We start from the raw sequence: 10,596 nt of genomic DNA, 5'->3' as shown, positions 1-10,596 counted from the left end.
ACGTGGAGTTCATCCGCGTGCCACCCCCCGCACTTGCATGGCGGCGCATTCTGGAGGGCATAAGCCAGACAGGTCGACACCCGAACCACGGGTGTCGGATCCTCAGCGGGCGGCTCGGGGTCGTCCGCCCGGGAGGCCCTTTGCACCAGCCCGACCGTGCGGTCACAGCACGGACGAAGACGCGGAGGGCCGGTCCCCGGCCCGTGCAACGGGGCCGTCGACCGGTCCAGCTCGTCCTCGTCGCTCCCCGACCTCATCCGAGGGGGTACGTCCTTCCGTGGTGACCAGCACAAAGCGCCCCAAGCCAGACCGGCGCACCTACGTTCTCGACACCAGCGTCCTGCTGGCGGACCCGAACGCCCTGACCCGTTTCGACGAGCACGAGGTCGTGCTGCCCGTCGTCGTGGTCACGGAACTGGAGGCCAAGCGGCACCATCCCGAACTCGGCTACTTCGCCCGCCAGGCCCTGCGCCTGCTGGACGACTACCGGGTCCGGCACGGCCGCCTCGACGCCCCCATCCCGATCGGGGACCTCGGCGGAACGCTGCGGGTCGAGCTCAACCACTCGGACCCCAGCGTGCTGCCCACCGGCTACCGCCTGGGTGACAACGACTCGCGCATCCTCGCGGTCGCCCGCAACCTCCAGGCCGAGGGGTACGACGTCACGGTCGTCTCCAAGGACCTGCCGCTGCGGATCAAGGCGTCGTCCGTGGGCCTCCTCGCCGAGGAGTACCGCGCCGAACTCGCCATCACGGACTCCTCCGGCTGGACCGGCATGTCCGAACTCACCCTTCCGGGCGAACAGGTGGACGTCCTCTTCGAGGAGGGCCACGTCTACGTCCCCGAGGCGGCGGACCTGCCGGTGCACACCGGGCTGACGATCCACTCGGAGCGCGGCCGGGCGCTCGGCCGTATCACGCCCGAGGGGAACGTCCGGCTGGTGCGCGGCGACCGGGAGGCGTTCGGCATCAAGGGCCGCAGCGCCGAGCAGCGCATCGCGCTGGACCTGCTGCTCGACCCGGACGTCGGGATCGTGTCGATGGGCGGCCGGGCCGGCACCGGCAAGTCGGCGCTGGCGCTGTGCGCGGGCCTGGAGGCGGTGCTGGAGCGCCGTCAGCACCAGAAGGTGATGGTGTTCCGGCCGCTGTACGCGGTGGGCGGGCAGGAACTCGGCTATCTGCCGGGCTCCGAGGCGGAGAAGATGAGCCCGTGGGCGCAGGCCGTCTTCGACACGCTCTCGGCGGTCACCAGCCGCGAGGTCATCGAGGAGGTCACCGCGCGCGGGATGCTGGAGGTGCTGCCGCTCACCCACATCCGGGGCCGGTCGCTGCACGACGCGTTCGTCATCGTGGACGAGGCGCAGTCCCTGGAGCGCAACGTCCTGCTGACGGTGCTGTCCCGGATCGGCGCCAACTCGCGGGTCGTGCTGACCCATGACGTGGCGCAGCGGGACAACCTCAGGGTGGGCCGCTACGACGGCGTGGTCGCCGTGGTGGAGAAGCTGAAGGGGCATCCGCTCTTCGCGCACGTCACGCTGACCCGGTCCGAGAGGTCCCAGATCGCCGCCCTTGTGACCGAAATGCTGGAGGACGGTCATATCTGAGCTTATCCGCACCACTTGAGGCGGATGCGGTCACGACAGCGCCGCCCGGCAAAGGCCGAGAGCCTAGCCGGGCGGCGCTGTCGTGTGCGGGTGTTTCACGGAATTCCGTAGGCCAAACGAGATGTGAGCTTTCACACGCAACTCAGAATTGCCTCCCCGCGTTGGGTTACGGCAGAGTCTCAGTCCTGTCAGGCCCCGCATACGACACAGCCGTACCCCCAGCGGTAGGGCACCCCGTGAAGCACTCAACTCCATAGCGTCGTCGTATGCCGCCCGAGCACCACGCGGCGCTCCCGTCACGGGAGTTGCCCACCGGGCCCGCGCCTCCGTGACCCGTAGTTGGGAGGCCAGTGCCAGGGGCACGATTGCGTCCGCCAGGGTCACCGAAGCGGGCGATGCTGGAAGGAAACCGTGTGAGCCGGATCTCGGTCCGGGGATTCGCAGTGGCCTCCGCCACCGCGGTCACCGCTGTCGGTAGCGTCGTGGGCGTTGCCTCGGGCAGTGTCGCCCAGAACAACGACGCCGAAGCGGCGCCGGCAGCCGACGCGACGCTTCTGTCGGACATCCCCGTCGGTCAGCAGGCGCAGGTGCAGACCGCATCCCTCGCCCAGCAGGCCGACGCGCAGGCCATCGCCGCCGACGCGAGCGCCAAGAAGGCCGCCGAGGAAGCGGCCCGCAAGGCCGCCGCCGAGACCGCGATCGCCAAGAAGGCGGATGCCGAGAAGGCGGCCCAGGCCGCCAAGGAGGCCAAGGAGCGGGCGGAACTCAAGGAGGCGGCCAGCCGCAGCGCGGCCCGCGACTCCTCCAGCTTCCCCGTCCAGAGCTCGTACTCCGTGTCGCAGATCCAGGCGATGGCGCGGCAGATGGTGCCGAGCGGCCAGTTCCAGTGCTTCAGCAACATCGTGGACCACGAGTCCAGCTGGAACTACCACGCGGTCAACGCCTCCTCCGGTGCTTACGGTCTCTTCCAGGCGCTCCCGGCCGGCAAGTACGCCTCGGCGGGCTCCGACTGGCAGACCAACCCGGCCACCCAGATCAAGTGGGGCCTCAACTACATGAACAGCCGGTACGGCAGCCCCTGCGAGGCCTGGTCGTTCTGGTCGGCCAACCACTGGTACTGAGCCGCCCGGCACTTCGCCGGCCCGGTTCGCCGTGGCGCTCAACCTCGCACAGCCCCTCCCCGTCCTAGGGGGAGGGGCTTTTGCCATGTAGCGTCTGACGGGACGACTCCTGAGAGGAGTGGTGGGGACGGACGGGGGAAGAGGACGGATCATGTCGCGAGTGCCACGGTGGCTCGGCCGGCTCGGCGCCGGGCTGACCGAAATGGGTGAGCGGTTGGACGAGCGCCGCGCCGAGGTGGAGAAGGAAGAGGCCGGTACGGAACCCGGACCGGCCCCGGACACCACGCCGCTGCCCGATCATGTGACCGTGGTGCCCGCCCGTCCCGATCCGGCGCAGGCCGTGCCCTGGGGGGTGCGGGTGGCCGCCGAGGCCGGCTGGCGGCTGCTGGTGCTGGCCGGGACGGTCTGGGTGCTGATGCGGGTGATCAGCGCCGTGCAGCTGGTGGTCCTCGCCTTCGTCGCCGCGCTGCTCATCACGGCCCTGATGCAGCCGACGGTGGCGCGGCTGCGCCGCCACGGGCTGCCGCGCGGGCCGGCCACCGCGCTCACCGCGATCCTCGGCTTCGTCATCATGGGGCTGATCGGCTGGTTCGTGACCTGGCAGGTCATGGAGAACATCGACAACCTCTCCAACCAGATCCAGGACGGCATCGACGAGCTGCGCAAGTGGCTGCTGAACAGCCCCTTCCATGTCACCGACAAGCAGATCAACCAGATCGCCAAGAGCCTGCGCGAGGCCATCGGCGCCAACACCGACCAGATAACGTCCGCCGGTCTGGAGGGCGTGACGGTGGTGGTGGAGGCGCTGACCGGGATCCTGCTGACGATCTTCTCGACGCTGTTCCTCCTCTACGACGGCCGGCGCATCTGGGAGTGGACGCTGAAGCTGGTGCCCGCCGCCGCCCGGCCGGGCGTGGCCGGCGCCGGTCCGCGCGCCTGGCGCACGCTGACGGCGTATGTGCGGGGCACGGTGATCGTGGCGCTGATCGACGCGATCTTCATCGGCCTCGGCATCTACTTCCTGAACGTGCCGATGGCGGTCCCGCTGGCCGTGTTCATCTTCCTGTTCGCGTTCATCCCGCTGGTGGGCGCGGTGGTGTCCGGCGCGCTCGCGGTGGTCGTCGCGCTGGTCACCCAGGGCGTGTTCACGGCGGTGATGGTGCTCGTGGTGGTGCTGGCGGTGCAGCAGATCGAAGGGCATGTGCTGCAGCCGTTCATCCTCGGGCGCGCGGTGCGCGTCCACCCGCTGGCGGTGGTCCTGTCCGTCGCGGCCGGCGGCATGATCGCCGGGATCGGCGGCGCGGTGGTGGCGGTGCCGCTGGTGGCGGTGACCAACACGGTGGTCGGCTATCTGCGCAAGTACTCCCACGAGCAGGCGCTGCGCCAGTCCCCGCGCCCGCACGGCGCCACCGCCTCGTCCGACGTCGCCGCCCCGCCGCCGTCCGGGAAGCGCGCGGAGCAGCCGACGGACGGCGCCGAGGGCCGCCCGGACGCCGGGGAACACACGGAGCCCCGCCCACCGGAGGGGTGAGCGGGGCTCGGTGAAGCGGGAGGTGCGGGCCGGTTACTCGGCCAGCACCGCCTCCGCGTCCAGGGTCGTCGCGACGGCCTGGATCACCGCGGCGATCTTGAAGGCCTCCTGGATGACGTCGCGCTCCAGGCCCGCCTTGCGCAGAACCTGCTCGTGCGAGTCCAGGCACATGCCGCAGCCGTTGATGGCCGAGACCGCGAAGGACCACAGCTCGAAGTCGACCTTGTCGACGCCGGGGTTGCCGATGACGTTCATCCGCAGACCGGCGCGCAGGGTGCCGTACTCGTGGTCCGACAGCAGGTGCCGGGTGCGGTAGAAGACGTTGTTCATCGCCATGACGGCGGCCGCGGACTTCGCCGCGGTGTACGCCTCCGGCGACAGGTTCGCCTTCGCCTCCGGCTCCAGCTCGCGCAGGACGATCGGGGAACGCGAGGCGATGGCCGTGGCCAGCACCGTGCCCCACAGCTGCTGCGCGGGCAGGTCGCTGTTGCCGATGACCGAGCCCAGGTTGAGCTTGAGGTCCTTGGCGTAGTCCGGGACGGCGGACTTCAGGGAGTCGAGGGACATGCCTCACTCACCAGCCAGCAGCGCGACCGGGTCCAGGGTCTCGTCGCCCTTGCTCCAGTTGCACGGGCACAGCTCGTCGGTCTGCAGGGCGTCCAGGACCCGCAGGACCTCCTTCGGGTTCCGGCCGACGGAGCCCGCGGTGACCATCGTGAACTGGATCTCGTGGTTCGGGTCCACGACGAACACGGCGCGCTGCGCGAAGCCGTCCTCGCCCTCGATGCCCAGGGCGCGCATCAGCTCGTGCTTGGAGTCGGCCATCATCGGGAACGGCAGGTCCGTCAGGTCCGGGTGGTCCTTGCGCCAGGCGTGGTGCACGAACTCGGAGTCGCCCGAGAAGCCGAGGATCTGCGCGTCGCGGTCGGCGAACTCGTCGTTCAGCTTCCCGAACGCGGCGATCTCGGTCGGGCAGACGAAGGTGAAGTCCTTGGGCCAGGCGAAGACCACCAGCCACTTGCCCTCGTAGGACTTGTGGTGGATCTGCTCGAACTCCTTGCCCTTCTCCAGCGAGACGCAGGCGGTCAGTTCGAACTCGGGGAACTTGTCACCGACAGTGAGCACACGCTCTCCTTGCAGCGAAGAAACACCGGTTTTGCCCGTGTTTCCCATGGGTTGGACCTTCTTGATGTTGGCACAGGGTGCATTGATTACGGAAATAGCTACACTCGGTCGTGTTGATCGGAGGTGGTTATCAGTGAGCGTCGCCAACAACGGCAGGCGGAAGCATCTGCCCAGCTTGTCGCAGCTGCGCGCGTTCGCGGCCGTCGCCGAGCACCTGCACTTCCGGGACGCCGCCGCCGACATCGGCATGAGCCAGCCGGCCCTGTCCAGCGCCGTCTCCACCCTGGAGGAGACACTCGGTGTCACCCTGGTGGAGCGTACGACGCGCAAGGTACTGCTCTCACCCGCGGGGGAGCGCCTGGCCGTGCGCGCCAAGGCGGTGCTGGAGGAGGTCGGCGCGCTGCTGGAGGAGGCCGAGGCCGTCCGCGCGCCCTTCACCGGCGTGCTGCGCCTCGGCGTCATCCCGACCGTCGCCCCTTATCTGCTGCCCACCGTCCTGCGCCTGGTCCACAGCCGCTACCCCGACCTCGACCTCCAGGTGCACGAGGAGCAGACCGCGAGCCTGCTGGACGGGCTGACCGGCGGCCGTCTGGACCTGCTGCTCCTGGCGGTGCCGCTCGGCGTGCCCGGAGTGGTGGAACTGCCCCTGTTCGACGAGGACTTCGTCCTGGTCACCCCGCTCGACCACGGCCTCGGCGGCCGGGAGGGCATACCGCGCGAGGCCCTGAAGGAACTGAACCTGCTCCTCCTCGACGAGGGCCACTGCCTGCGCGACCAGGCCCTCGACATCTGCCGTGAGGCCGGCCGCGAGGACGCCCCGGTCACCACCACCGCCGCCGGCCTGTCCACCCTGGTCCAGCTGGTCGCCGGCGGCCTCGGCTGCACGCTGCTGCCGCGCACCGCCCTCAAGGTGGAGATCTCCCGCAGCAGTCAGTTGCTCACCGGCTCCTTCGCCGAACCGGCCCCCTCCCGCCGGATCGCCCTCGCCATGCGCAGCGGCTCGGCCCGCGCCGCCGAGTACCGCGAACTGGCCGCCGCCCTCCGCACCGACCTGCGGGCCCTGCCGGTACGGGTCCTGGACCCGGCGGCCTGAGTAAGTCCCCCGCCCCACAGCGCCCGACCAGCCGCTCGCGCCCCGGGCCCTCGCTCCACGCGAGAAGGCCCCTCCCCGAAGGGAGGGGCCTTCGCCGGGCCGCCCGCCGGCCGGAGGATCAGGGGCCGGAGAGCCGGAGAGCCGGAGGATCGGGGGCCAGAGAGCCGACGGACCGGGGGCCGGTGGGCCGGCCGACCGGAGAGCCGACGCTCCGGCAGGCCGGAGGACCGAGGGCCGGCCGACCGGAGTGGACGGACCGGCGCCCTACTCCGTCCGCAGCCCCTCCGGCCGCATCAGCCGCAGCAGCGGCGGCAGGCTCAGCAGCGTCACCACCAGCACGATCCCCGCGCCGATCCCGGTCATCGTCAGCACGCTCGCCCAGTCCACGGCCACCGTCGTGGCGGTCATCTTCAGCAGCACCGTGCCCAGCGTCAGCCCCACGGCCGCCGCCAGCAGCAGGCCGAGCGCGACCGGGACGGCCGTCTGCCACAGCACCGACAGGCTCAGCGTGCGCCGCCGGGTGCCGAAGGCGACCAGCGCCGACAGCAGCTTGCGGCGCTCGCGCAACTGCTCCAGCTGCGACACCAGCAGGCTCGCCCCGATCAGCGCCAGCACACAGATCGCGCCGACCAGCAGCCCGGTGCGGATGGAGGCGAACTTCTTGGACTCCTCGGTGCGCGTCCAGACCGTCACGTTGGCGAACCGGTCCAGGGAGGCGGCGGTGTTGCGCACGTACTCGCGTACGTCCGCCACGTCGTCGTCGGTCGAGACGTAGACCTGCGCGGCGGGCTGCTCCGCTCCCGCCGGCACCGCGCCCCGGGTGAGCAGGAAGCCGCCGTGCTCCATGCCGCTGGGGTCCTTGCCGGGGGCGACCTTCCTGATCCCGCGCGGCACGGTCCAGCGCACCTCACGGCCGGTGTCCATGCCCTGGGAGGTGTCCAGGTAGAGCTGCTTGCCGGGCTTGGCCAGGGCCGGGGTGTCCGTGTCGTACTCCGCGCCCGTGACGACGAAGACGTCGCCGTCGCGGCACGAGGGCAGGGCGGTCACCTGGCGCAGCGCCGCGCAGTCGCCGATGGTCGCCGAGGAGCTGAGCTTCGGGCCGTCGGGCGACCGGTTGCTCGTGCTGCCGAGGTTGCCGTCGGCCAGCGCGACGGCCGCGCGCACGCCCCGCGTCGCGCGCAACTTCGCCACCGCCTCGTCGGCGCCGGTCCCGCGCGAGAGCTGGACCTGGATCTGCGCCCGGTCGAGGTCGTTCCTCGACGCCTTGGTGTAGTCGCCCTCGACGCCCGCGAAGAGCATCTGCAGGGCGATCGCGCCGGCCACCGCGACCGCGATGCCGTTCACCATCCGGGCCGCCGTGCCGCTGCTCAACTGGAGCCGTCGTACGGCCAGTTGCCAGGCGACCGGGCCGCGGCCGAGCCGGGCGACGACCGCCTCCACGATCCACGGCAGCAGCGCGGTCACCCCGACCAGCAGCGCGATCACGCCGCTGGAGACCAGGACCTGGTTGAAGTCGCCGTTCGAGCGGCCCTTGCCGATCATCGGGGAGAGCAGCGCCAGGCCGATCACCGGCAGCAGCAGCCGCCACCACAGGCGGCGCCGGGCCGGCCGGGCGGTGCGGACCACGCCGAGCGGCTCGATGACCACCCCGCGCAGCGCCAGCAGGGTGACCAGCACCGCGGCCGCCGGAACGGCCACGGCGACCAGCACGGCCAGCGCCGGCGAGGGGTTGAGGTAGCTCGGGAAGACGCTGATGTCGAGGATCTCCAGCTCGCCCGCGGCCTGGCGGCCGAGCAGGAAGAAGACCGTGCCGAAGACCAGCCCGAGCAGCGAGCCGGCCAGCGCCTCGCCCGCCGCGATCCGCCGGGTCATCCGGCTGTCGGAGCCGACCAGCCGCAGCGCGGCCAGCCGCCGGTCGCGCTGCTCGCCGCCGAAGCGCACGGCCGCCGTGATGAACACGGCCACCGGCATCAGCAGCACCACGAACACCACCAGCACCAGCAGGATCAGCACCGGGTCCGGGCTGGACGGGGTCGGGTTCGGGGTGCCGTACTCGCTGATCCGGGCCGTCTGCCAGCCGTTGATGTGCCGCGCGAGGTCGGTCGCGCCGGCGTAGTAGGCCAGTTCCTGCGAGCCGATCAGGCCGCTCTCGCCGATCGTCCCGACCACCCGGTAGGGCAGCCGCTCGCGCAGCAGCTTCCCGTCGCCGGAGTCGAGCAGCCTCTTCAGCGCGGGGGAGACGACCATGTCGCCGGGCGCGGGGTACTTCGCCAGGCCCGGGGCGAGCGGCGCGCGCGGTCCCTCGGGCTCCACCAGCCGGCCGCGGATGTCCTTGTCGCCGTAGGTGGTGTCGATGTCGGAGATGACGAGGGTGTCGTCGGCCTTCGGCTTGACCTTCTGGCTGTAGGTGTAGTCGGAGCGGGCCTCGTCGCGCTGGTGCCGTACGGTCAGCGCGTTCGGTATCGCGGTCGTCAGCAGCAGCAGCGCCACGCCGAGCCCGACGCCGACCGCCGTCAGCAGCACCCGGGTCCACCCCTCGCGCCCGCCGGTGAACGCGAACTTCGCGCCCAGGCGCAGGTCGGCGGCCCATTGGCGGAGGTTCATACGAGCCGCTCCATGTCCCGGGAGCGGCCGTCGCGCACGACGATCTCGCGGTCGGACCAGGCGGCGACCCGGGCCTCGTGGGTGACGAGGACGACGGCGGCGTTGGCGGACCGGGCGGCCTCGGTGAGCAGTTCCATCACGCGCTCGCCGTTGAGCGAGTCGAGCGCGCCGGTCGGCTCGTCGGCGAACAGCACCCGGGGCCCGGTGACCAGCGACCGGGCGACGGCGACCCGCTGGCCCTGGCCGCCGGAGACCTCGCCCGGCCGCTTCCTGGCCAGGTCGTCGACCTCCAGCCGGGCCATCCAGGCGAGCGCGGTCCGCTCGGCCTCCTTGCGCGGGGTGCCGTTCAGCCGCAGCGGCAGGGCGACGTTCTCCACGCAGGTGAGTTCGGGCACCAGCTGGCCGAACTGGAAGACGAAGCCGAACTCCGAGCGGCGCAGCGCGCTGCGCCGGGCGTCGGACATGGTGGACAGCTCGCGGCCGTCGTAGGTGATCGAGCCGGAGTCCGGGGTGACGATCCCGGCCAGGCAGTGCAGCAGCGTGGACTTGCCGGAGCCGGAGGGGCCCATCACGGCGACGACCTCGCCGGGGTGGATGGAGAACTCGGCGCCGTCCAGCGCGGTGGTCGGGCCGTAAGCTTTGCGCAGGTTCTCGGCGGCCAGCAGGGAGCCGGGGGGAGGAGTCATCGGGTCACCGCCTCACGGAGCTTGTCGAGGCGCGCGGCGGTCAGTTCCAGCCACCGCAGGTCGGCCTCCAGATGGAACAGGGCGTGGTCGCAGATCAGCTGGTCGGCGAGGTCGCCCTTGCGCTTGCGGTCGGTCAGGATCCGCATGCTGCGCAGGTGTTCGGAGCGCTGGGTGTCGAGGATGTCGGCGGCGTCGCGCTGGGTGAGCAGCGCCAGGACGACCTTGGTGTAGAGGGTCGACTGGAGGTACGGCTCGGGCTTCTCCGGCGTGGCGAGCCAGCGCTCGACGTCGGTGATGCCGGCCTCGGTGATGGCGTAGCGCTTGCGCTCGGGGCCGCCGCCGGCCTCGATCCCGTCGACTTCGACGAGGCCGTTCTTCAGCAGCCGCGACATCGTCGAGTAGACCTGGCCGTAGTGCAGCGGCCGGTCGTGACCGAACTTCTCGTCGAAGGCGCGCTTCAGGTCGTAGCCGTGACGCGGCCCGGACTCCAGGAGCCCCAGGAGGGTGTGACCGATGGACATGCACGGCACTCTACACACCGTGTATACGTGCCGTGTATACGCGGGGTGTGTAGGTGGTGGCGGGGGGTGGGGACGCGCAGGTGGGAGGCGTTTGTCACCGTTTCGTCACGGGGGTGGGGACGAGTGGTGGTTCTGGGCCACGGCGGGTCCGGGCGGGGGGTCTTCCGGGTGCGTCGTGGCCCGGAACCACCATTCATCGCCCGGCCGCGGCCGCGGCTACGGCTGCGGCGGGGGGGGGGGGGGGGGGCCCCCCCGGGGGGGGGGGGGGGGGCGCGGGGGGGGGGGCGGGGGGGGGGGGGGCGGGGCGGGGGG

The 10,596-nt window shown here is 71.5% G+C and carries 9 protein-coding genes; 4 read left to right on the top strand and 5 right to left on the bottom strand.

The genetic code is table 11. The features are described 5' to 3' along the window. Nucleotides 1-277: 277 nt before the first annotated feature. The 3 genes from phoH2 to K7787_RS30820 all read left to right on the top strand — a co-directional run bounded on the left by phoH2 (nt 278) and on the right by K7787_RS30820 (nt 4,255). Nucleotides 278-1,603, top strand: coding sequence for an RNA 5'-3' helicase PhoH2 (gene phoH2, locus K7787_RS30830; protein WP_019980226.1), 1,326 nt, complete (start codon nt 278-280; stop codon nt 1,601-1,603). A gap of 413 nt (nt 1,604-2,016) precedes the next feature. Further along, a complete protein-coding gene (locus K7787_RS30825) occupies nt 2,017-2,724 on the top strand; it encodes an aggregation-promoting factor C-terminal-like domain-containing protein (RefSeq protein ID WP_197073795.1) in 708 nt (235 codons plus the stop codon). Between the two features lie 151 nt (nt 2,725-2,875). Beyond that, nucleotides 2,876-4,255 carry an AI-2E family transporter gene (locus K7787_RS30820; RefSeq protein ID WP_027757749.1) on the top strand — a complete coding sequence of 460 codons (1,380 nt, stop codon included), beginning with the start codon at nt 2,876-2,878 and terminating at the stop codon, nt 4,253-4,255. 33 nt (nt 4,256-4,288) lie between these two features. Here the strand turns inward: K7787_RS30820 and K7787_RS30815 are convergent, their stop codons facing one another. Continuing rightward, nucleotides 4,289-4,822, bottom strand: a complete 534-nt coding sequence (locus K7787_RS30815; RefSeq protein WP_019980229.1) for an alkyl hydroperoxide reductase — start codon at nt 4,820-4,822, stop codon at nt 4,289-4,291. 3 nt (nt 4,823-4,825) lie between these two features. Further along, nucleotides 4,826-5,380: a peroxiredoxin gene (locus tag K7787_RS30810; protein WP_019980230.1), complete on the bottom strand. Its 555-nt coding sequence runs from the start codon at nt 5,378-5,380 to the stop codon at nt 4,826-4,828. A gap of 133 nt (nt 5,381-5,513) precedes the next feature. On the opposite strand from K7787_RS30810, the gene K7787_RS30805 reads away from it, so the two are divergent. After that, the gene (locus K7787_RS30805; RefSeq protein WP_223003653.1) at nt 5,514-6,473 is read left to right on the top strand and encodes a hydrogen peroxide-inducible genes activator; all 960 of its coding nucleotides are present in this window, start codon (nt 5,514-5,516) and stop codon (nt 6,471-6,473) included. A gap of 264 nt (nt 6,474-6,737) precedes the next feature. Here the strand turns inward: K7787_RS30805 and K7787_RS30800 are convergent, their stop codons facing one another. From K7787_RS30800 to K7787_RS30790, 3 genes are read right to left on the bottom strand one after another with little or no spacing between them, the layout of a single operon-like run. Then, nucleotides 6,738-9,077: an ABC transporter permease gene (locus K7787_RS30800; protein ID WP_164388667.1), complete on the bottom strand. Its 2,340-nt coding sequence runs from the start codon at nt 9,075-9,077 to the stop codon at nt 6,738-6,740. Then, nucleotides 9,074-9,763 carry an ABC transporter ATP-binding protein gene (locus tag K7787_RS30795; RefSeq protein ID WP_009190390.1) on the bottom strand — a complete coding sequence of 230 codons (690 nt, stop codon included), beginning with the start codon at nt 9,761-9,763 and terminating at the stop codon, nt 9,074-9,076. The genes K7787_RS30800 and K7787_RS30795 overlap by 4 nt, the downstream gene beginning before the upstream one ends. Then, nucleotides 9,760-10,284: a PadR family transcriptional regulator gene (locus K7787_RS30790; protein ID WP_009190391.1), complete on the bottom strand. Its 525-nt coding sequence runs from the start codon at nt 10,282-10,284 to the stop codon at nt 9,760-9,762. Before K7787_RS30790 ends, K7787_RS30795 begins: the two co-directional genes overlap by 4 nt. Nucleotides 10,285-10,596: the final 312 nt, after the last annotated feature.

This window comes from Streptomyces sennicomposti, assembly GCF_019890635.1.
Lineage (GTDB): Bacteria > Actinomycetota > Actinomycetes > Streptomycetales > Streptomycetaceae > Streptomyces > Streptomyces sennicomposti.
The sequence above is the reverse complement of the archived record's forward strand: the minus strand, read 5'-3'. Positions and strand labels throughout refer to the sequence as shown.